Raw genomic sequence first — 22751 nt, 5'->3', positions numbered from 1 at the left:
GAACGTTTAGTGGCTGGCCGCACCCTCGGCGCCGATACCGGTCTGGCACCGCACATCCTGCGCCTCGAAGGCTTCACATTCCTTCTTGGCGCGCTCGCTGGTATCGGTGATCGAGCCAATCCAGATGCCCAGGAAGGCGATGGTCATCGAGAACAGCGCCGGGAACTTGAGCGGGAAGATCGGATCACCCATATGGAGGATATCTCTCCACACCGTCGGGCCAATGAACACCAGCACACTGGCGCTGATCAGACCCAGCCAGCCACCGATCAACGCGCCACGAGTGGTCATCTTGCCGTAGTAGATCGACATGAACAAAATGGGGAAGTTGGCGCTGGCGGCGACTGAGAAGGTCAGCGCCACCAGGTAGGCGACGTTTTGCTTCTCGAAGGCAATACCGAGGAAAATCGCGATGATGCCCAACACGATAGTGGCGATTTTGGAAACCCGCACTTCATGTTGCTCGTCCACATTGCCATGCGCCCACACGTTGGCATACAGGTCATGCGAGATGGCTGAAGCACCGGCCAGGGTCAGACCGGACACCACCGCCAGAATCGTCGCAAAAGCCACCGCCGAGATGAAACCAAGCAGCACGTTGCCGCCGACTGCCGCCGCCAGGTTGACCGCCGCCATGTTCTGGCCGCCCCGGATGCCGCCCGTCGCAGCCGCATCGGCGAATTCGGGATTACCGGTCAGCAGTACGATAGCGCCAAAACCCATCAGGAAGGTCAGGATGTAGAAGTAGCCGATCCAGCCAGTGGCGAAGAACACCGACTTGCGAGCTTCGATGGCGTTGCCCACGGTGAAGAAGCGCATCAGGATGTGGGGTAGACCCGCGGTGCCAAACATTAGCGCCAAGCCCAGCGAGATGGCTTCAATAGGGGTGGTGACCAACGTGCCCGGCCCCATGATCTTGATGCCTTTGGGATGAATCTCAACGGCTTTCTGGAACATCCGTCCGGGACTCATGCTGCCATCCGAGGCCAGGTACAGCGCGCCGAAGGCAATGACGGTGGCGCCGGATAGCAATAAACCCGCCTTGATGATTTGTACCCAGGTGGTGGCCAACATGCCGCCGAAAGTGACGTAGATGATGATCAACACACCCACGATGATGACGGCATAGACATAATCCAAGCCGAACAGCAACTGAATCAGTTTGCCAGCGCCGACCATCTGGCCGATCAGGTACAGAATCACCACGATCAGCGCAGCGGTAGCCGCCAGGGTGCGCATCGGCACCCGCTCGAAGCGGTAGGAGACCACGTCCGCGTAGGTGTATTTACCGAGATTACGCAGTTGCTCGGCAATCAGGAACATGATGATCGGCCAGCCGACCAGCCAGCCGACCGAATAGATTAGCCCGTCATAGCCATTCAGGAACACCAGACCGGAAATGCCCAGGAACGAGGCGGCGGACATGTAGTCGCCCGCGATCGCCAGACCATTCTGGAAACCGGTGATGCCGCCGCCGGCGGCGTAGAAATCCTTGGCGGTCTTGGTGCGTTGCGCCGCCCAATAGGTAATGCCCAGGGTAAGAGCGACGAACACCAGGAACATGATGATGGCGGGAATGTTGACCGCCGATTTCTTGACTTCTCCCAGATCGCCGCCGGCGGCTAAGGCGCTGCCAGCAACAAGCATCAAGAAGATCGTTGGGAATATGCGCTTCCAGAAGCTCATAGCACTTCCTCCTTGATTTCGTGGGTGAGCTTATCGAAGACAGCATTCGCCCGGAAGACGTAGATGCCGGTCATGGCAAAGGCGAACAGGATCACCGCGACCCCAATCGGGATACCGATAGTGGTAACGGAGTCGGGCGAGAGCGGTTGCGCCATAAACTCTTTGTCAAAGGCGATCGTCAGGATGAAGGCGTAGTAGACCACCAGCATGATGATCGCCATGATCCATTTAAACGAGTTGCGTTTGGAGACCAACTCGTGATACTTCGGGTTGCTTTTTATCTTGTGAACCAAATCGTCTTGCATCGTTCTCTCCAATTGGTGGAAGGTGAAGAGCGGGGTCGTCGTGATGACCGGGATGGGCGGTTAGACGCTGACCGCCCGCGGGTTGGACCCGCCTGACCCCGGAAGATCCGAGGGGTCGCATCCCGACTCACTTCCTTTAGTGGGCGCCTGATTACGGGGAAACCCCACAAGCCCCAAAAAGTCTAGTCGTCTCCCACGTCAAGTAAAGGGTAAAGAGTCAGGTTATTTTTTAGTGGAAACCGGCTTGACGATTCGCGGTTGCGCCATTAAGCATCATTACTTAAGCCATACTTGTTCAAAAGGCTGTCCACTGGGAGTGCGGTAGATGCTGAAATCACGCCGGTCGACGGTGAACACCCGGTTGGTTTTCTCCTGTCCCGCCAACCAGATCAAACCGGCGTCGGCCAGGTCAATACGCTGGTCGGCGTAGCGACGCAGTAAGGCGGCGATCTCTGGAAGATGAAGCGGTTCGATTTGCCGCAGGATGACACCGCCTTGATGAACCTAGTCCAGAAACAGAGCGCCATCCGCCGGCTGGAAGATTAATACAGCTCCATCGGATCAATATCCAGCGACCAGCGCACTTGGCGATCAGTGCGCTCCGCCCAGAGCAGCGGGGTCCAGCGCCCCAGGAAGCGATGCAATGCCTGACGCTGGACAGCCTGGATTAACAAATGCGCCCGATAGCGACCGGCGCGGCGCTCCATCGGCGCGGGAGCCGGTCCCATCAGTTCCAACTCGTCCGCCAATGGCTCGGCCAGCGCCAGCGCCCGTTGCAGAAATCCGGTGGCTCGCTCCGGGTCAACCGCTTCTGCGCGCAACAGGGCCTGATGGGCGAACGGCGGCAACAACGCTTCTTGGCGTTCGGTCAGCGCTTCCGCAGCGAAAGCTGCATAACCCCGTGAGACCAGGGTGCGCAATAAAGGGTGGTCGGGATGATGCGTTTGGATGATCACCATGCCCGGTTTTTCCGCCCGCCCCGCCCGTCCGGCGACTTGCAGGATCAGTTGCGCCATGCGTTCGCTGGCGCGAAAGTCGATGCCATACAATCCTTGGTCAGCGTCAATAATTCCCACCAGGGTCACATCGGGAAAGTGATGACCCTTCGCCAGCATCTGGGTGCCAATCAATAGGCGGCGACCGCCAGCCTGAATCTCGGTCAGCAAAGCTTCCAGACTGCCACGGCGGCGGGTACTGTCGCGGTCCATGCGCGCAATCCCGGTCTCGGGAAATTCCTGACGGAGCGCGGTTTCCAGGCGCTCGGTGCCCTGGCCGAAGCCACGTAAATCAACACTGCCGCACTGCGGGCAGGTGGCGTCCACCGGTCGCTGATCGCCGCAATGATGGCAAATCAACCGCTGGCGGCGCAGATGCAGGGTCATGCGAGCGTCGCAATGCCGGCACTGACTGGACCAGCCGCATTCATGACAAAGCAGGATTGGGGCAAACCCGCGCCGGTTGAGAAACAGCAACACCTGCTCATCCCGATCCAGATGAACGCGAATTCGTTCCAGCAGGGGTTGTGACAATCCCTCGCGCATCGGTTGCCGGCGCACGTCGAGAATATAAATCGGTGGTTCAGCGCCGCCGCCCACCCGTTCCGGCAAGGGGAGTCGATGGTAGCGGCCTTGTTGCGTGTTATGGCAACTTTCCAGAGCAGGCGTGGCGGAACCCAACACGACCGGAACGCCGAGTTGCCGGCCCCGCACCACCGCCAAGTCGCGGGCGTGGTAACGAAAACCGTCCTGCTGTTTGAAAGATGAATCGTGTTCTTCGTCAATGATCAAAATACCGGGCGCTTGCAATGGCGCGAAGACCGCTGAACGAGTGCCGACCACCACTCGAGCGCGACCCTCGCGCGCCAGCAACCAGGCTTTGAGCCGCTCAGCGTCGCTGAGACCGGAGTGCGACACCGCTAGCGGTCCGGGCAACCGTTCCTGGAAACGGGCCAACAATTGCGGGGTCAGGCCGATTTCCGGGGTCAGCACCAGCGCCTGACGACCACGCGCCAGCACCGCTTCAATGGCTTGTAGGTAAACCTCAGTTTTACCGCTGCCGGTGACGCCTTCGAGCAGAAAGACCTCAAAGCGGCCCAGAGCTGAAAGGATCGTAGTGACCGCCTCCGCCTGGGCTGTAGTCAGCGGCGGCGGCAGGGAATGAGGAGGAGCTGGAGCATTTTCCGACGCCGCGCGACATTCCACCCAGCCTTTGTCCCGCAAGGCGCGCAGGATGCCTGCACTGTTGCTGACGACCGCGCGCAAGGTTTCGGGTTCAGCGCCATCGGGACAACGCGCCAGATAGTCAAGCATGCGCCATTGAACCGGCGCGCGGCGCGCATAGGCGGCGTCAGCGAGCGCGGCATGGCCGGCTTCAGTAATACGCCAGACCGGCGTTGGGGCTGGGTGTGTGGCGGGTTCGCCTTGGCGCAACAAGACCGGTAAAGCGGTTGCGAAAACCTCTCCAGGGGGATGGTGATAATAGCGTTGCGCCCACTGGATTAACGCCAGTACGTCGGCGGGCAAGACCGGTTCAGTATCGAGAATCGTCAGCGCAGGCCGCAGGCTGGCGGGATTCAGCAGCGTGTCAGCGCTCAGTTCGACCAGGAACCCGACGACCTGTCTTCGACCGAAGGGGACCTGCACCCGCATTCCTGGCCGCAACACAGCAGGATCGCAGTCTGGCGGGGGCAGGTAATCAAAGGTTCGATACAGGGGCGAGGGGATGGCGATGCGCAGAATCAAGGGAACCGTTCACGAACCGCCAGCGCGGAAAGCGCCGAGCGCGCCGCCCTGACCCTGGACGAAAACCACATCGCCTACGGCGACCGGTGGGGCGACAATCGCCTTGCTGGCCGCGCGAATCCGGCCAACAATCCGGCCATCTTCCTTGCGCAGCCAGTGCAAATAACCTTCAAAGTCGCCTACCACCACTGCGTCAGTGGTGGCTACCGGGGCCGACAACCGGCGACCGGTCAAGTCGGCTTGTTTCCAGAACGTGCCGCCGGTCATCCGATCCAGCGCCAGCACCGCATCGGCATCATCACTGACATAGACTTGCCGGGCATCCACATCCAGCCCGGCGTAACTGGAAATCTCACGGTTCCAGACCAGGGCGCCGCTGCGCATATCAATAGCGGCCACATTGCCGTGATAAGCGACGAGATAAAGCGTATCGGCGAACGCTTTGGGTTCGGAATCAATATCGATCAGCCGTTCGATCTCGGTGCGGCCGTGCGGCGTAGCCACGGTTTTTTCGGTCAGCGGCAGACCTTTGGCCAGCGCCAGCACCAGCAATTTGCCACTGTCGAGTCCAGCAATCACCAGATCGCGCGTGACTAGAGGCGGGGCGCTGCCGCGCAGGCTTAGCGCAGGCATAGCGTGCGTATAGACCCAGCGGAGTTCGCCGGAATTGGCGTCGAATCCGGTAAATTTGCCATCGACAGCGCGCACCACGACGATGCCGCTGGCGGCGCGCGGCGGGGCCAGCACTTCGCTTGAAGCCCGGGCGCGCCAGGCTTCCTGACCATTTTCCTGACGGAATGCGACTACTTCGCCTTCACTCGTACCCACCAGCACCAGACCATTGTCGCTCAAACCGACGCCACCGGAAATCGGCAGATTCGTTGAGATTTCCCATAAGCGTTGTCCGCTGAGCGCATCCAGCGCCGCCACGGTTCCATCGTGACTGGCGGCGTAGATGTGCCCGTCGGCCAGGGCCGGCGTCAGGCGGATGAATTGTTTTTCAGCGCCGGAACCGATCCGGGTTTCCCAAAGCTGCTGAACGCCAATCGGTTGAGCGATAGCTTGCAACTCAGCCGGAGGGATGGAATTATCGGAATCGCCAAACCAGCCGCTAATGGTGCTACAGCCGGCGCTCAGGATCAGGATCAGGAAAGGAAACGCAAGGCGAATCATGATGACGGACCTGAAGGAGAAGTCGGAGAAGCGGGCGGCGCCGGTTCCGGAGTGGCTTCTACAGGAGCTGGTTCCGGGGTCGATTCAATGGGAGCCGGTTCAATCGAAGCAGGTTCGGTAACTGCCGGTTCCAGTGTGGCTTCCACGGGAACCGGTTCCGGGATCGGTTCGATGGGGGTCGATTCAGTGGCTACCGGTTCCGGTGCGGCTTCCACGGAAGTCGGTTCAGTGGCTACCGGTTCCGGTGTGGCTTCCACGGAAGTCGGTTCAGTGGCTACCGGTTCCGGGGTTGGCTCGACGGGAGCCTGTTCCTTGGTAACTGCCGGTTCCTCTGGGGCCGATTCGCCAACCGGGACAGTTTCCGGGGCTGGCGCTGGCGGGGCCTCGGTGACCGGAGGCGGAGGTTTGGGCGCAGCGATGACCGTTTCAGCGGTGGGCGCCGTCAGGTTGTTAAGTTTGATTTGCAGGATACGGTTGGTCCCGCCCGCCGCCAGTGCGGTGGCGTAAGCGGTGCGGGCCTTCTCGACATCCTTGCCGGCCAGGTAAAGATCACCCCGCAATTCTTCCAACTCCGCAGTCAAACTGGAGGTTGTGATATTGTCTAACTGCTTTTCGGCATCCTTCAACTGGCCAACGGCGAACAATACCCGCGCCAGGCGAAATCGCGCGATGTCCTGCAGTTCAGCGAGCTTGGCGTGATCAATGACCCATTGCAAGCGCTGGATGGCGGTGGCGTTATCGCCGTCATCCACCGCCAGCTTGGCCAGGCGCAGCGTGGTCAAGGCAGCGTAGGCGGAATTCGGGAACTCCGCCAGTAAACCCTGGCCGCGCTGGCGCGCTTGCTCGGCATCCGGTTTTTCCACCGCTTTAACGAAAGCATCATAGGTCAGCGAAGCCTGCTCCGCCTGGTTATCGCGATAGCTGTTCCAATATCGCCAGCCAAAGATCGCGGCGATGCCCAGCACGATGCCCACCATGAGGCTGAGGCCATTCTCGCTCCACCATTTTTTAAGATCCTCGACGCGTTCGTCGTCAGTGTATTGCTCCATTCGTTTGTATCCTCCAAATAATTCAGGTTAATTCTTTAAATTCTCAAACACCGTGCGCAACCAGTCAGCCGCCTGGTCCTGGGGCAAGGTGAGCTGTTCGCTCCGGGATTCGCGCAGCGGCTTAATCGCTAAAGCGCCGGCGTTGACCTCATCTTCGCCGAGGATCAGGGCGAACTGGGCGCCACTGTGATCGGCGCGGCGGAACTGGGCCTTAAAGCCGCCGCCGCCGCAGTTCATCCGCAAGCGCAATGCCGGCAATGCGTCGCGCAGCCTTTCGGCCAGCGCCAGGGCTGCGCGTTGGGCAGCGTCGCCAACCGCGATCAGATAGGCGTGTGGCGCTGGACCAACGCCCGTTTGACCGGCGGCCATCAACATCGCCACTAATCGTTCCAGGCCCATGGCGAAACCAATCCCCGGCACGGCCTGGCCGCCCAGTTGTTCGATGAGTCCATCGTAGCGACCACCGGCGCAAACCGTTCCCTGCGCGCCCAGGGTTGCAGTGACCCACTCGAAAACGGTCTGACTATAATAATCCAGCCCCCGCACCAAGCGCGGGTTAATTTCATAAGCGATGCCCGCAGCGTCCAGCAAACCCTGCAAGGCTTCGAAGTGACTCTGGGATTCGGCGTCCAGATGATCCAGCAACGAAGGCGCTTCCGCAATCACCGTTTGCATCGATGGATGTTTGCTATCCAGAATGCGCAGGGGATTGGTTTGCAACCGGCGTTGACTGTCTTCGTCCAGCTCGCCCCGCCGCGCCGTAAAGTAGGCGACCAACTGTTCCCGGTAGGCCGCGCGGGCGGCGCTGGAGCCGAGAGAATTCAATTGCAGGGTCACTTCGCGGATACCCAGGCGCCGCCAGAGCCGGGCGGTCAGGGCAATCAATTCGGCGTCGATGTCGGGACCGGCCATGCCGTAAGCCTCGGCGCCGATCTGGTGAAATTGGCGATAGCGGCCTTTCTGCGGCTTTTCATAGCGAAACATCGGACCGGCATACCACAGCCGCTGCATCTGATTGTGCAATAAACCGTGTTCAATGCAGGCGCGCACACAACCGGCGGTGCCCTCGGGACGCAGGGTCAGGCTTTCACCATTGCGATCGTTGAAGGTGTACATCTCCTTTTCGACAATGTCGGTGACCTCGCCAATCGAACGGGCGAACAATTCGGTTTTCTCAACCAGCGGCAGGCGGATTTCCTGGTAGCCATAGGCGGTTAGCACTTCACGGGTTGTTGTTTCGAGTAATTGCCAGTGCGCCGATTCAGCGGGCAAAATGTCATTCATGCCACGAATGGCTTGAAACTGCTTGGTCATGAGCGTGTTCATTTACTCCCCTCGCCCGTATGCGGGAGAGGGGTTAGGGCTGCCCGCATGCGGGAGAAAAGTTGAGGGTGAGAGTTGTTTCTTAATCGCGATCCAGAGTAAACCGGCTTACTGTGCCGCGCCGGGGCACGTAGACCGTGGTGTCGACCAGTCGGTCATCCAGGATAATGCGCGCGGCGGGCGCGTTGCCCAACGTTACCTTGAAAGGCGCTGGCCCCGACAGAGTATGCGTCGTATTGGCGCGCATCAGCTGGCTGGTCAGCACATTGCCCTGGGCGTCCTTCACCTCGACCCAGCAGTCATTGCTGAATTCCAGTAGCAGCTTGGCCTCGCCACCGGCATTTGTGGTTGCTGGGGAATTTTCTGCCTGCGTGGTAAAGGCGGTAGGGGCGGCAACCGCGCTTTGGACCCCGGATACAGAGAGAACTGACGTGGATGGCGAGGGCGCTGATGCGGCGGAAGCCGGGGTTTGCGTAGCGGTGAAAACGACCGATGCAGCGGTCGGCGCGGCTTCTCCGGTCATCGATTCGGCAGACAGCGGCGCAGAAAGTTGCCCACTGTTCGTTGACGCCGTTGGCGCAGGGTCCGACGGGGCTAGCTTCTCCGAATAGGCCGTTTCCACCGATTTAAATTGAAACGGATATTGAACCTGCGTCGTCGTCTTCAACGGGTTATTGGCCACTGGGTCGGCGTCGCTGGGCCGCTCGTCCGACCACAGGATCGCCAACCGGCTCGGGTCCAGGTCAGGCAGATGCTGGATAGCGGTCCAGCCAACGCCGATCAGCAGCGCCAGGTAGAACAAGCCGCGCAGATCGCGCGTCCGGGTCTGGCGACGCAACGGATGCACCACCTGGAGCGGCGGCGGCGCCTGGCTGACGACGCCGATCTGCTCACGATAGCGGTCCAGAACCTCATGGTCCGGCATATTGAGCAGTCGGGCGTAGCGGCTCAGATAGCCGCGCACGAACACGGGCGGCCCCAATCGGGCGAAATCGTCATTCTCGATAGCCTGAATGATCGATGGATTCAGCATGAGGTGGCGAGCCACATCGCGCGGTTCGGCACCAAAGCCGGCGCGGACCTGAGCAAACCATGCGCCTAGCGATTCAGCATGGGCGCTGACGGATTCGGGTAACGAAGTAAAGTCGACGGCGATCTCATTAGACATAAGCTATTCCGGCTGTTTTAGGCGGCGGGCTTCATCGGAGTTCGGATACTGCGCCTTCAGGAGTGCGCCATAGTCCCGGCGCAAGAGCGGGTCTCCATCCTGGGAGGATTCAATGGTGATGCCGAGCCACAGGCTTTGCGGCGTGGGGCGGCTCTGGCTGTGGTAGCGTTGCAGGAAGGCGCGCGCCTGCAGTGTTTTGTTCTGCGTTTGACTGAGTCGAGCCAGTTCGAACAGGGCGCTGGTATTGTTGGGATTGAGGTCCAGGGCCTGTCGCAGCCAGGCTTCGGCCTGAACCGGGTCGTTGCGCTGGCGGGCGCATATGGCTAAACCCGCGTAGGCTTCCGCTGCATTGGCGCCGGCGTTGTTCGGATCGGCGATGATCCTTTGAAATTCGCTTTCGCCCTCGGCGGTGCGCACCGGTTCTCGCAAGCAGAGGAAACGCGCATAGTTCAGGCGCGCTAGAGTGTAGTCGGGTTTGAGGTCAAGCGCCCGCTGGTAATGCTCGGCAGCGGGACCGTATTCACGCATTTCCTCATACAGCACGGCGATGGCGTTATGCGCTTCCGGGTAGTCGTCTTCGTATTGCAACGCCTTGAGCAATTTTTCCGTCGCCACCTCGAAATGGCCGGATTGCATATAGCCGACGCCCAGTTTGAAGTTGGCTTCGGCAACATTGCGGTTGAACTCCTGCTCCTGGGTGCTGGCGCAGGCCGCCAGCCACAGCGTCAGGGAAAACAGGAGGGGAATAGGGTTCATGGATTGCATGGCGGTTCTCCCTTAGCCGGTTGCAAGCTGCGCCGCACGCTCCAGACGGCGGCCACGCGCCTGCACCTGACCGGCGAGCTGGCCGCAGGCGGCGGCGATGTCATCGCCACGAGTCTTGCGGATTACCGTAGTCAGGCCGTGGGCCATCAACACCGCCTGGAAACGGGCGATCGCCGCCGGTCCGGAGCAACGGTAGCGCGCACTCGGAAAGGGGTTGAACGGAATCAGATTGACCTTGGACGGGATATCGCGAATCAATGCCGCCAGCGCCCGAGCGTAGGACTCGGAGTCGTTGACGCCATCCAGCAGCACGTATTCCCAAGTGATGCGGCGATGCGGCTGGTCAGCAATGTAATTCTTGCACGCCGCCAGTAGTTCGGCAATCGGGTATTTGCGGTTCAGCGGCACCAGCTCATTGCGCAGCTCATCATTCGGCGCGTGCAGGGAGACGGCAAGGCTGATCTCGGAGACTTCCCGCAAGCGATACAGTGCCGGAACCACGCCCGCCGTGCTAAGGGTGACGCGGCGTTTGGAAATGCCAAAGCCGAGATCATCCTGCATTAAATCGGTCGCTTTGACCACGTTGGCGAAATTCAGCAACGGTTCGCCCATGCCCATCAGCACGATGTTGGTGATAACGCGGCAGCCGTTGCGCGGATCGTCCAACAACCGGCTGGCCTGCCAAACCTGGCCGATGATTTCGGCGGTGCTGAGGTTGCGGTTAAAGCCCTGTTGAGCAGTGGCGCAGAACGAGCAGTCCAGGGGGCAGCCGATCTGCGAAGAGATGCACAGCGTGCCGCGATCCGGTTCGGGAATGAACACCATTTCGATACCGTTGCCGCGATCCAGTTGCATCAACCATTTGTGAGAGCCATCGCGCGAGGGTTGGTCTAGCGCGACGCGCGGAAGACGAATCTCGGCGCACTCGGCCAGCCGCTCGCGCAACGCCTTGCTCAGATTGGTCATGGCGGCGAAGTCGGTGACCCGCTCGTGATAAACCCATTTCATGAGTTGGGTCGCGCGAAAGGGTTTCTCGCCGAGTCCAACGAAGAACGCCTCTAGATCGCGGCGATCCAGATCGAGGAGATTGATCCGTTGGGCGGTTGGGGTCACGACGATGCGCTCGGGTCAGTAAGGGACGGTGAGCTTAGAGAGTGCGCGGGCACAAGCCATTCTGACCAAAGAAGAAAGCGATTTCGACGGCGGCGGTTTCCGGCGCATCCGAGCCATGCACAGCGTTTTCGGTGATGCTCTGAGCAAAATCGGCGCGGATGGTGCCGGGAGCGGCCTGCTGCGGATCGGTAGCGCCCATGATTGCGCGGTTCAGGGCAATGGCGTTTTCGCCTTCCAGCACCTGAACCATGACCGGACCGGAGGTCATGTAGTCGATCAATTGCCCGAAGAATCGGCGCTCGCGGTGAATGGCGTAAAATTGCCCGGCCTGTTCGCGATCCAGATGGAGCATCCGGGCGGCGACAATGCGCAGACCCCGATCCTCAAACCGGCGATAAATCTGGCCGATGATGTTTTTAGCCACGGCATCGGGCTTAATGATGGACAACGTGCGTTCCACGGCCATGCAGGACTCCAGCAGTATGAGAATAGGGTTGGTTGGCGAGGCGATTTCCAACGAGCGTTGGACCTCGATCAAGTTTAACGATATTTTAGTGAGACCGGCAACGCGGTTTCCAAAAATCATTCCACGGTTTTTTTCAAGCGTATGGTATCTATCAAAATAAACATTAAGAAAACAGTATAAAAATCATTTCTAAAAACGCGATGTTCGACTTTTTCGAGGGGAGATGAGGGCAGGCGGATGCGGCATAGCGATGTAGGCTAAGCGGAGAGGAACCAATCACCTCAACCTCACGGAGAGATCACCATGCCGCTCGAAGATTTTATTATCACGGTGTTTTGTTGGGTAGAAGAACACACGACTTCCGTGCTTGGGGATCACCGCTTACGCTCCCGCGGCTTTGCCCCCAAACTGATGGATAGCGAAGTGATTACGATGGAAGTGGTCGGCGAGTTTTTGGGTTTGGATACCGATGTGGGCATCTGGAAGTACTTCAATCGACATTGGTTGTCATGGTTTCCGAAACTCGGATCGCGGACCACGTTTGCCCAACAAGCGGCAAATCTGTGGGTCATCAAACAGCGGTTCCATCAGCAGCTACTCATGGATTTAGGCACCGCGGCTGATCCGATTCATCTGGTGGATGGCTGTCCGATGCCGGTGTGTGTGTTGACCCGCGCTCCTCAATGTCGGTTGTTCCCCGCGGCGGCGGACTTCGGTTATTGTGCAGCAAAAAAGCATTATTATTATGGACTTCACGGTCATCTGATGGTCACGGCCCATGGCGTGATCACCGCTTGCACGGTGACGCCGGCTTCCGGTGATGAGCGCGAGGCACTGTGGGATTTGACCGACGGCGTTCAGGGCCTCGTGATTGGCGACAAAGGTTACATTAGCGCCTTTCTTCAGGCAGAGTTAGTGACAGTCGGCATTGATCTGCAAACCCCCTTGCGGGCCAACATGACCGATCCTCGTCCTGCTTGGGTCGTCCGGCAATTGACGAGCACCCGCCGTCTCGTAGAAACGGTCATCGGTCAACTTGTCGCGCAGTTCCATTTTGAAAAAATCCGGGCGCGAGATGTTTGGCCTTTGACCCGTCGGGTCGCCCGAAAAATCTTGGCGCATACCTTGGGTATTTTCATCAACCGGCAAGTCGGTCGTCCCGACCTGCAGCTTGAGAGCCTAATCGCCTGAAAGTCGAACATCGCGTTTCTAAAACTGTTTTTGTTGCGCCCGCACCTTGACAATGGTCGAGGATGCCGCAATGGCCTGACCGAGCGTCGTTACATCCAGGTCTTCCAGCAACGCCAACATGTGGACAAAGATGCCCGCAGTCACCAGAGCATCGCCTAAAGCCGTATGTCGAGCCGATACTTGTACGCCGAATCGTTCGGCAATGGCATCCAGATTGTGCGCGATGCTTTGATCATCCAAAAATACCGATAAAAGCAGGGTGTCAAGCATCGGGTGGTTGAAAATGACTCCGCTTTCCGCTTCCTTCAGTTTGAGAAACTTCAGATCGAACGCCGCGTTATGGGCAACCAGCACCGCATCGCCGACGAATTGATAGAACTGTGGCAGAACCAAATGCACCGGTGGCTTGCCTTGCACCATATCGTCGGTAATGCCGTGAAAGCGGGTCGATGCTTTAGGGATAGAGCGACCGGGGTTCACCTGCCGGTCAAAGGTTTCGCCGGTCAGAATGCGGCCATTGACAATCCGCACCCCAGCGATGGAAACGATCTCATCGCCCTCGGAGGGTTTGAGACCCGTAGTTTCCAGATCAAAAACCACATAATTCAGTGACTTGAGTGACCGCTCCGCGAGATCGCCGCCTGGAGCGGGTTGTTCTTGCAACAAACTGAAATCATAGAACTCCGGGCGTGGCGGTAATTCACTGGCGGTATGCGCGCCGCGCGCCGCCGGCATCGGCACTCGCACCCGTGCTAATCCCTCGCCACAGTGATCGCTCCACATCTCGCTCTGATGGTGTTCCAGTACATCACGCACGGTCAAACCACCGGGAGCGCCCGGCAGTACGGTGTCCAGGCCGTCGTCCAGGAACCCCGGCGGCAAGGGTTCGCCCTGCCAAATGATGTCAATATAAACCTGGCGCGATCCAGCTTCAGCACCGATATCGAACGCTTTAACGCCGCTATAGGCGCTGATGCGGCGGATCAGATATTCATTGAGCGAGATAATGGAGTGACTATCGCCGTGCAGCCATTGCGGTAAGTGAACCACGGTCACTGCAATATCAGATGTTTCCTTTAAACGCTGCGCCACCATTTCCAGCAGTGTAGCGGACAGGTCATCGGTCATCGGCCAATAGCCGGTGATCACATCGCGGTATTCCCGGCACAACCGGCTCACCGTCTCGCTAAGCGCGGCGCTCTCCTTGAAAAGCACTTCATCAAAGGTGCGGTGCGCAGCGATATCCATGTCAGGGTTAGCGGCCTGCATTTCCGCCGCCGCCCGCAGATTGGCGACGGGCGCCCGCAGACCTTCGGTCGCCTCGCGCAACAGGCGGTCGCGTTTGCCCAGCGCCGCTAGTTCTTCGGTAATGTCATTGAAGGTTACTACATAACCGGTAGGCAGATCCTCCGCGCCCAAGATGAGGGTCATTTGGGCATGCAGGGTATGTAGGCCATCAGTGGTCGCGCACACCAGACGTGTCGTGATGCCCAGTGGATGATCGTGGTGCCGGCCTTCGGCTACGCGCAGGCGCAAGCGACGAAAGGCGTTAGATACGGGTTCACGGCTGACCACGGTAAACAGCGACCGGCCCAGACCCAGTTCGCCGGTGACATGCAGGGTTTTCAAAGCCAACTGGTTATAGAGCAAGACCTGGTTGTTCAAATTGCAGACGACCACCCCTTCCTGCAAGTCCCGCAAAATAGCTTCCAGACGGTTTTTCTGCTCCTCGACGCGGGCGGTGGCGGTGGTCATGGCTTGCAGCAACTCACGATGATGAGCGGCCAGGCGGCGGGTCAATTCATTAATCGCCTGGAATAATGGGTCGAGTTGGTTGGGTCCGGCATATTGGATTTCGTGATCAGGATTAGTGCGCAGGGTGTTTAGTAAATTGCGCGTCAGGCTGGCTAGCGGCGCAGCCAAGCTCTGATCGAAAAAGAGCCAGGCGGCGGCAATGACGGCGATCAGAAAGAACCCGGAGACCGCGCCATAGTGCATGACATAGCCCCAAGGATCGAAGGTAGCAGGCTGAGCCAGTTCGCCGCGCCGGACCATTTCCGACAACGCCAATCCAAGCGATGCCAATACCGCCGCCAAGGCCGTCACGGCAATGGCGACGAACACCAGGGCAAAAGCCAATCTCGATTTCATTTTCTTTTCTCAACCCAGCGCTGGTTCCGTATAATTTATCAGTAAACAACTGAACTGGCTTTCCAAATCGTGGATTTCCGGCCAGACGCCAAATTACATAAAAGTGAATTTTTATAGATTACAAGACTCACCTGCAAACCCCATTATAACTATTCGTTCTCCTGGAATCCGCCATGTTTCGCTTCTTCCCGTATGTCTTCAGTTTCCTGTTTCTGGTAGGCTGGTGTTGCCTGCCACTACCACAACCTATTCAACCGGCGTTCGCCGAACCCGCCGCAATTTACAGCGCTCGCGATCGCATTCACCCGGTCTTTGCCCGCCATGGTCTGGTGGTCAGCCAGGAAGCGCTGGCCAGCGAGGTAGGATTGACTATCCTCAAGCAGGGCGGTAACGCTGTCGATGCGGCGGTGGCGGTCGGTTTCGCGCTGGCGGTGACTTTGCCCCAGGCCGGCAACCTAGGCGGCGGCGGCTTCATGGTGGTTTACAACGCGGTGCGCCGGGACAGCGAAGCGCTGGATTTTCGGGAAACCGCCCCGGCGGCGGCAAGCCGGGATCATTATCTGAATGAACAGGGCGCCGTGGATGAGCAGCGGATTCGTTTCAGTCACCAGGCGGCGGGCGTGCCGGGCACGGTGGCCGGACTGGCTCTGGCTCATGAACGGCATGGCCGCCTGCCGTGGCGGCGGTTGCTTGAACCCGCGATTCGTTTGGCTGAACAGGGTTTCCCGATCAACGCGGAACTGTCCCAGTCGCTCCAGGAAGCCCGTCCGCGTATGGAACGATGGCCAGCCAGCTTGAAAGTCTTCTTCAAAGCGGATGGCGCTGCCTATCAACCCGGTGAAAGACTTACGCAAAAGGATTTGGCTCGATCACTCCGGCGCATCGCCGTGCAAGGTCCCAAAGCGTTCTATGAAGGCGAGATCGCCCGGAAACTGGTCACCGACATGGCGGCGCATGACGGTTTGATCACCTTGGACGATTTGAAAAACTACCGGGCGGTGGTGCGCGAACCGGTGCGCGGGCGTTATCGGGATTATGAAATCGTATCAATGCCGCCGCCCAGTTCTGGCGGCGTCCATCTGATCCAGATTCTGAATATGCTTGAAACCTGGCCGTTGGCGGAACTGGGGTCTAATAGCGCCGCGACGATTCATCGCTTGGCCGAGGCCATGAAATTGGCCTACGCCGACCGTAGCGAGTATCTGGGCGATCCGGATTTTGTCAAAGCACCCGTCGCGGGTTTAACCGCAAAGGCTTATGCCCAGGAACTAGTCAAGCAAATTGACCTGAAGAAAGCCCGACCGTCGACCGAGATTAAGCCCGGTCAGCCGCAGCGTTACGAAAGCGAGCAAACCACCCATTATTCCGTCGTGGATCGCCAGGGCAACGCCGTAACCGTAACTTATACCCTGAATTTCGGTTATGGCTCTGGAATTGTCGCAGCGGGAACCGGCATCCTGCTCAATAACGAGATGGACGATTTCGCCGCCAAGCCTGGCGTTCCCAATGCCTACGGACTGATTGGCGGCGACGCCAATGCAGTCGGTCCCGGCAAGCGTCCCCTCAGCTCCATGACCCCCACCCTGGTCTTCAAGAACGGGCAACCAGTGTTGATCACCGGGAGTCCCGGCGGCAGCCGCATTATCACCACCGTGCTGCAAATCGTGCTGAACATGATCGATCACCAAATGAACATTGCCGAAGCGACCATCGCGCCGCGTGTCCATCATCAGTGGTTGCCCGATGAGTTGCGGGTCGAGGAAGGACTGAGTCCAGACACCGTGCGCCTGCTGGAAGAGATGGGGCATCGCGTCGTGGTGAAAGATGCGATGGGCAGCACGCAAAGCATCGTCCGTGGACCGGACGGCTGGTATGGGTTTTCCGATACGCGGCGACCGGGTGGGTTAGCGGCAGGCTATTAATGATCTTGCAGAACCCGCTTAGCGACCTCATTCCACGCTGCAGGTTTGCGCCATCCGCGCACCCAATCCAGTACTTCTTCAGTAGGCATCGGCTGGGCAATCGCATAACCCTGGGCATGATCACAGCCAAGATCGAGTAATTGCACTCCATGTTCCACGCTCTCCACGCCTTCAGCGATGACATCCAGCTTGAATGCGTTGGATAAGCCGATGATGCCGCGCACAATCGCCAGATCGCTTGGATCAAACAGCATATCGCGGATAAAGCTCTGGTCGATTTTTAAAATCTGTGCGGGCAGATGCTTCAGGTAAGTCAATGAGGAATAGCCGGTGCCAAAATCGTCGATAGCGAACCGGACGCCCAGTTCCCGGCACGCCGAGATGATATGGAAGACCCGCTGGGTTTCATCCAGCGCCGTTGTTTCCAGTACTTCAATCTCCAGCCAATTGGGGCGGATATAGGGATAATGAGCCAGCAGTGATTGAATCTGGGTGGCGAAATCCAGTTGTTGCAAGTGGCGCGCTGACAGATTTACGCTGACCGGTAGGACCAGTCCGGCGCCATGCCAGGCCGCCATCTGCCGGATCGCGGTCTCCAGCACCCAGTTATTAAAATCCGGCGAGAAATCGGAATTCCCCACTGCTCCGATGAACGCTGCGGGCGGCAGAGCGCCCTGTTCAGGGTGATGCCAGCGCGCCAGCGCTTCGACGCCGATGACTCGTCCCCGACGCATATCCACTTTGGGCTGGTAATAAAGACAGAATTCGCCATCCATCCAGCCTCGGCGAATACGCCCTAGCAATTCTCGATGAATCCGCGCCCGCCGATCCCGCTCCGCATCGAACAGGTGATAGCGATTACGTCCCCCTTGCTTGGCCCGGTACATGGCCTGATCGGCATGGCGGATCAGGGTATCCGGGTCGGCGCCGTCGTTGGGAAAGAACGTGACCCCGATGCTCGCCGAAACCGTCGCCGCCGCTGCGCTCAAGGCAAAGGGAGCTGCCAGTACTCGCAAAAATCGTTCGATGACGCGCTCACCTTCCTCAAGACTATCAAGATAGTTGAATAATAATACAAATTCGTCGCCGCCCAAACGCGCGACGGTGTCGCCGCCGCGTATGCTCTGCTGGAAACGTTGCGCGACCTGGACAAGTAGCTCATCGCCGGCGGCATGACCCCAGCGGTCGTTAATCAGTTTGAATCCATCCAAATCCAGATAACAGATGGCCAGCGTATGATGATCCCGTTGCGCCTTAGCCAGCGCCAAGCGCAGGCGATCCGCCAGCAGCGCCCGATTGGGCAGCCCGGTCAGTGGGTCGTAATAGGCCATACGCTCCAGACGTTGCTGACTTTCCTTCAGAATCGAAATATCGGCGAATAGCCCTACATAATAGATCACTGCACCGTCTGCGTTATAAACGGAGGAAATTGACGCGCTTTGCGGATAGACCTCGCCCGTTTTACGCCGATTCCAGAGTTCGCCGTGCCAATAGCCACGCTCAGCGATGATTTCCCACATCTCGCTGTAAAAAAGTTCATCATGGCGTCCGGATTTGAGGAGCCGCGGATTTTGACCAATGACTTCTCCTCGGGAGTAACCGGTGATCTCTTCAAAGGTCCTGTTGACTTCGATGATGGTCCCTGCGGCGTCGGTAATGACAATGCCTTCATGCGCATGTTCGAAAACGCTGGCTGCAAGTTGTAAGGCCTGTTCATTCTGCTTGCGTTCCGTGATATCTTGCATGCTTTCCATAGCGGCAACGACGCAACCCTGGCTGTCGCGGATCGGCGCAGCGGTGAAGTAGAGCCATTTGCCCAGCTTCGGTAGATAAGTCTCTCCCTCCAGGACACGCTCGGACAACTCCTGCTCGCGAATGCCCGTTGGGTAATAGCGATTCAGTTCCTCCTGCTCCGCATTGTCCAGCGCCAAATCGGCCAGCACCGGTCGCGGCGCATCATAAAATGCTCGCCATTGATGGCTGGTGCCGACCATTTGATCGGCAGAGATGCCGGTTAACGCGGCGCAGGCCCGATTCCAATGCGTGATGCGGTGCTCCAGATCAATGACGAACAATGCGACTGGACTGCCGTCCAACATATGCTGCAAGCGGGTTTCGCTTTCCGCCAACCCCTGTTCCGTCCATTTGCGCTCGGTAAAGTTGCTGGCGGTGATGACCACGCCCTCGAATTTTCCTTGAGGGTTATAAAGAAATTCAGCACCCACTTGAAAGAAGCCGGCTAATTCGCCATTTTGTTTCCGCAAGCTGTGCTCCGCCAGATAACTTCCTCGACGAGCAATGGTTTCCACCCAAACTGAGGCAGATCGGGTTCGTTGCGCGGGCAGGCTCCGTTCGTAAATGGCGAGCGCCTCTGGCGGCAACAAGGTATCTATGCGAACGCCCAGCAAGGTTTCTGACTCGAAACCGAGTTCCCGATAAGCGGCGGGGTTGACCTGAATAACCACACCGTCTGGATCGGTCACGATCAATACACCCTGCATGCTCGCTAGGATCTGTTGCACGAACCGCGACAGTTCCTGTTCACGCTTGACCTCCTGGTCAAGACGATTGCATTCTGCTTGCATGGTTTCGATGATCTGATTCATGCGCTGGGTCAGGGAAAGCAATGCAAAGGACAGGGCATCTCCGCCACAGGCCCCGGCCTGTATCCATAGCAGGCGCATGATTTTACTTTATTATCAGTATCTATCATTGTGATCGTCAACTGAGCATATTGGTTGCTACAGGAAAGAATATTTTGAAGGCTTCAAAAGAGATAGCCCAAATCATCCTGCTGCATCATGAACGTATAGTTACTCATGAAGATAGTGCAAGTTTGCTTCTTCAACCAGAGTCAATGACGGATAGTGGGAGGGCTGAGGTAATTTTGTTAAAGGGATAGATTAGGGTGGATTGTGCTACGCTTATCCATCCTATCCAGCGGTCTTGCGTCGGTGCTCATCAAACTCCTGCTGTTGCCGCCCGGCGGGCCTTTTCTGGTCAGCCTGCTCGGCATGTTCCTGTGGCGCTGGCGCCCGCGTTTGGGGTTAAGTTTACTGATTGTCGGCGTCGTTGCCGGTTACCTGTTGAGCATTCCCTTAACCGCTGCGCTGTTTAGCCGTTCCTTGCAAACGGAGCCACCGCTTAACGAGTATTTTTTACCCGTGCATGAACTGGGAGCGATCGTGGTGCTCGGGGGAGGTTTGCATGAGGACGCGCCGGAGTATGGTGACGGCCCGACGGTGCATGATCGCACACTGGGTCGCGTGCGCTATGCCGCCCGGCTGGCGCGGCGAACCGGACTACCGGTGCTGGCGACCGGTGGCCATGTCAAGGAAGACCAACCCGCCGAAGCTGATTTGATGAAGGCAATTCTGGAGCGGGAGTTCGGGATCGGCCCGGTGCTGACTGAAACCAGGAGCCAAAACACCTGGGAAAATGCTGCCTATAGCGCAGCGATTCTGCGTCGACGCCATATTGACACGATCCTGCTGGTGACCAACGCTATGCATCAACCCCGGGCTATTAGAGCCTTTGCAGCGCATGGGTTAAAGGTGATTCCCGCTCCGACGCTCTTCTTCGACGATCAACTTGATCTACTGGATCCCCAATCTTGGTTGCCCTCGGTGAGCGCTACTGCGGAGGTTCATTACGGTTGCTACGAATGGTTGGGGCGCGGGTGGTATGCGCTGCGCTATGCCAAGGCCCGATAACTTCATATAGTCAAACAGTTTTCAGATCGTTTGAAAAACTTTCTCAGTTACGAACCTGCTTCCCGGCGCACAGCCCAACCAGGTAAGCATCGATGACCACTGGCGCGTATTCGGCCAGTGGAAACAAGCTGGGTTCGAGCGTCCAGTTGACCATCAATCCGTCGACCAATGCCATCACGCCGACCGCCGCCTGGTGGGGACAGATCATAGCCGGCAATTGATGGCAGGTTTGAGCACGACGCATCGCTTCTTCCAACAAGGCGATAAACCGGCGCCCACATTCCAGATGGCTATCGCGGATAACAGCCATTTCATCCACGTATTCGCACTTATGCCAGGCAATTTCCAGAACCCTTTGATACTGGGGATTACAGGCTAACCGTTGCAAAAAGCCTACCGCCAGATCGCGGACAACGTTGAGTGGGTCATTCTGCCTCTGCATATCCGCCTGACCGCGCGCCTCTTCCAGATCGAACACTCGGCGGATCATGGCGTCGTACAGATCAGCCTTGTTCCGGAAATGCCAATAAATTGCGCCTCGGGTCACCCCGGCTTCGGCGGCAATCTGATTCAGCGAGGTGCGAGACACTCCTTGGCGTTGAAAAACCTGTTCAGCCGCATCCAGAATCCGGTGACGAGTTTCCTGAGCTTCCTCTTTTGTCTTTCTCACCATGTGCTTACCCCTCCCTTCTATCGTTACGGGACATTCTTCTCCTCATTCCAGCAGCGTCTGCTGGGCGGGTCAATGAGCGGCAAATTACTATTTACATACATTCATGAATGTATGTATGATACGCAATGACTGGACGTATCTCAATCCTGGCCTCGCAAACGTGGGAAATTCATTCGCATGATCAAGAAAATCCTTCTGACCCTTGTCGGTCTCCTGCTCGTAGTCGGGGTATTGGCCGGTCTGAAAATTTGGCAGTTCCAAGCCATGGCGGCTGCCGATGCCAATTCCCAGCAACCGCCAGCGACCGTCACGACGGCTGTCGTTCAACAGGATTTCTGGCAACCTACCCTCAACGCCGTCGGTTCAGTCATTGCGGTCCAGGGCGTCACGATCAGCGCCGAGGTCGCCGCTACAGTCAAACGGATCGCCTTCGAATCGGGCGCGACCGTGCGCGCTGGAGAACTGCTGGTAGAGCTGGACGATGCCGTGGAGCAGGCTCAGTTACGTTCCGCCATCGCTAGCTCTGACCTGGCTCAACTCAATCTGAAGCGAGTCCGCGATTTGCGGCCTCGCAACATGGTGTCGCAATCCGACGTCGACAGCGCCGAAGCTCAGGCCAAGCAAGCGAATGCTCAGGTCGACAACATTCGCGCCGTCATCGCCAAGAAAAGCATCCGCGCGCCTTTCGCCGGACGACTGGGCATTCGTCAGATCAATCTCGGCCAGTTCCTCGACAGCGGTACAGCGATCGTCAGCTTGCAGACTGTTGATCCCATTTACGTCGATTTTGCCTTGCCGCAACAGAATTTTCCGCAACTACGCGTTGGCATGACGGTGCACGTCGCCACCGATGCCGCGCCGGGCCAGACTTTCGAGGGCAAGCTCAGTGTGATCAGTCCCGAAGTCGACGCCCTGACCCGGACGGTTCGCTTACGAGCCGCGCTGGCCAATCCCGATGGACGCTTGCAACCGGGCATGTATGTCAACGTCGCCGCCGTGTTGCCCGCCCAGGAACAGGTCTTGATGATCCCGGCAACGGCGGTTCTGTACGCGCCCTACGGCGATTCAGTGTTTGTGGTCGAGGAGAAACCGGACGAAAAAACCGGCGCTGGCAGCTTGGCGCTCGTACAGAAATTTGTGCAACTTGGTCCATCTCGCGGGGATTTCGTCGTCGTGAATTCGGGATTGACCGTCGGCGAAACCGTAGTCAGCACTGGAGTCTTCAAACTGCGCAACGGCATGAAAGCCGTAGTGGATAACCAGCTGGCCCCGAACTTCCAGCTTGCTCCCAAGCCCGCCAACTCCTGATCGC

Annotated in this window: 18 protein-coding genes; 5 read left to right on the top strand and 13 right to left on the bottom strand. The window is 58.3% G+C overall.

Annotation, left to right across the window (positions count from 1 at the left end; genetic code table 11):
* Window positions 1-6: 6 nt before the first annotated feature.
* Both H6973_11375 and H6973_11370 read right to left on the bottom strand, forming a co-directional pair.
* Window positions 7-1686 carry a cation acetate symporter gene (locus tag H6973_11375; GenBank protein ID MCP5126196.1) on the bottom strand — a complete coding sequence of 560 codons (1680 nt, stop codon included), beginning with the start codon at window positions 1684-1686 and terminating at the stop codon, window positions 7-9.
* Window positions 1683-1991, bottom strand: coding sequence for a DUF485 domain-containing protein (locus tag H6973_11370; GenBank protein ID MCP5126195.1), 309 nt, complete (start codon window positions 1989-1991; stop codon window positions 1683-1685). The genes H6973_11375 and H6973_11370 overlap by 4 nt, the downstream gene beginning before the upstream one ends.
* A gap of 291 nt (window positions 1992-2282) precedes the next feature.
* On the opposite strand from H6973_11370, the gene H6973_11365 reads away from it, so the two are divergent.
* Entirely contained in the window at window positions 2283-2432 is a 150-nt protein-coding gene (locus H6973_11365; GenBank protein MCP5126194.1) for a hypothetical protein, read from the top strand.
* A gap of 101 nt (window positions 2433-2533) precedes the next feature.
* Here H6973_11365 and H6973_11360 read toward each other — a convergent pair whose 3' ends face one another.
* The 8 genes from H6973_11360 to ndk all read right to left on the bottom strand — a co-directional run bounded on the left by H6973_11360 (window position 2534) and on the right by ndk (window position 11789).
* Entirely contained in the window at window positions 2534-4732 is a 2199-nt protein-coding gene (locus H6973_11360; GenBank protein ID MCP5126193.1) for a primosomal protein N', read from the bottom strand.
* 9 nt (window positions 4733-4741) lie between these two features.
* Window positions 4742-5905, bottom strand: a complete 1164-nt coding sequence (gene bamB / locus H6973_11355; protein MCP5126192.1) for an outer membrane protein assembly factor BamB — start codon at window positions 5903-5905, stop codon at window positions 4742-4744.
* Window positions 5902-6954, bottom strand: a complete 1053-nt coding sequence (locus H6973_11350) for a tetratricopeptide repeat protein (protein ID MCP5126191.1) — start codon at window positions 6952-6954, stop codon at window positions 5902-5904. Before H6973_11350 ends, bamB begins: the two co-directional genes overlap by 4 nt.
* A 27-nt stretch (window positions 6955-6981) precedes the next feature.
* On the bottom strand, window positions 6982-8268 hold the full coding sequence (gene hisS, locus H6973_11345; protein ID MCP5126190.1) for a histidine--tRNA ligase: 1287 nt from the start codon (window positions 8266-8268) through the stop codon (window positions 6982-6984).
* A 91-nt stretch (window positions 8269-8359) separates the two neighbouring features.
* On the bottom strand, window positions 8360-9445 hold the full coding sequence (locus H6973_11340) for a helix-turn-helix domain-containing protein (protein ID MCP5126189.1): 1086 nt from the start codon (window positions 9443-9445) through the stop codon (window positions 8360-8362).
* Window positions 9446-9448: 3 nt separating this feature from the next.
* Complete coding sequence (gene pilW, locus H6973_11335; protein ID MCP5126188.1) at window positions 9449-10210, bottom strand: type IV pilus biogenesis/stability protein PilW; 762 nt, start codon at window positions 10208-10210, stop codon at window positions 9449-9451.
* A gap of 12 nt (window positions 10211-10222) precedes the next feature.
* The gene (rlmN, locus tag H6973_11330; GenBank protein MCP5126187.1) at window positions 10223-11302 is read right to left on the bottom strand and encodes a 23S rRNA (adenine(2503)-C(2))-methyltransferase RlmN; all 1080 of its coding nucleotides are present in this window, start codon (window positions 11300-11302) and stop codon (window positions 10223-10225) included.
* Between the two features lie 55 nt (window positions 11303-11357).
* Window positions 11358-11789, bottom strand: coding sequence for a nucleoside-diphosphate kinase (gene ndk, locus H6973_11325; GenBank protein ID MCP5126186.1), 432 nt, complete (start codon window positions 11787-11789; stop codon window positions 11358-11360).
* A gap of 303 nt (window positions 11790-12092) precedes the next feature.
* Between ndk and H6973_11320 the strand changes: the two genes are divergently transcribed.
* A complete protein-coding gene (locus H6973_11320) occupies window positions 12093-12980 on the top strand; it encodes an IS982 family transposase (protein ID MCP5126185.1) in 888 nt (295 codons plus the stop codon).
* 18 nt (window positions 12981-12998) lie between these two features.
* Here H6973_11320 and H6973_11315 read toward each other — a convergent pair whose 3' ends face one another.
* Window positions 12999-15131 (bottom strand): PAS domain-containing protein, encoded by a 2133-nt coding sequence (locus H6973_11315; protein MCP5126184.1) that lies wholly within the window; start codon window positions 15129-15131, stop codon window positions 12999-13001.
* A gap of 173 nt (window positions 15132-15304) precedes the next feature.
* Here H6973_11315 and ggt point away from each other — a divergent pair, with 173 nt between their 5' ends.
* Entirely contained in the window at window positions 15305-17053 is a 1749-nt protein-coding gene (gene ggt, locus H6973_11310; GenBank protein MCP5126183.1) for a gamma-glutamyltransferase, read from the top strand.
* Here the strand turns inward: ggt and H6973_11305 are convergent.
* A complete protein-coding gene (locus H6973_11305) occupies window positions 17050-19737 on the bottom strand; it encodes an EAL domain-containing protein (GenBank protein MCP5126182.1) in 2688 nt (895 codons plus the stop codon). The genes ggt and H6973_11305 overlap by 4 nt on opposite strands.
* Before the next feature lie 231 nt (window positions 19738-19968).
* On the opposite strand from H6973_11305, the gene H6973_11300 reads away from it, so the two are divergent.
* Entirely contained in the window at window positions 19969-20766 is a 798-nt protein-coding gene (locus H6973_11300) for a YdcF family protein (GenBank protein MCP5126181.1), read from the top strand.
* Between the two features lie 43 nt (window positions 20767-20809).
* Here the strand turns inward: H6973_11300 and H6973_11295 are convergent, their stop codons facing one another.
* Complete coding sequence (locus H6973_11295) at window positions 20810-21439, bottom strand: TetR family transcriptional regulator (protein ID MCP5126180.1); 630 nt, start codon at window positions 21437-21439, stop codon at window positions 20810-20812.
* Window positions 21440-21616: 177 nt separating this feature from the next.
* Here H6973_11295 and H6973_11290 point away from each other — a divergent pair, with 177 nt between their 5' ends.
* Window positions 21617-22747 carry an efflux RND transporter periplasmic adaptor subunit gene (locus tag H6973_11290; protein MCP5126179.1) on the top strand — a complete coding sequence of 377 codons (1131 nt, stop codon included), beginning with the start codon at window positions 21617-21619 and terminating at the stop codon, window positions 22745-22747.
* The last annotated feature ends 4 nt before the right edge of the window (window positions 22748-22751 follow it).

The organism is Gammaproteobacteria bacterium (genome assembly GCA_024235095.1).
In the GTDB taxonomy this organism is placed as follows: domain Bacteria; phylum Pseudomonadota; class Gammaproteobacteria; order Competibacterales; family Competibacteraceae; genus UBA2383.
Note: the sequence above shows the minus strand (reverse complement) of the source record. Positions and strands in the feature narration are given on the sequence as shown.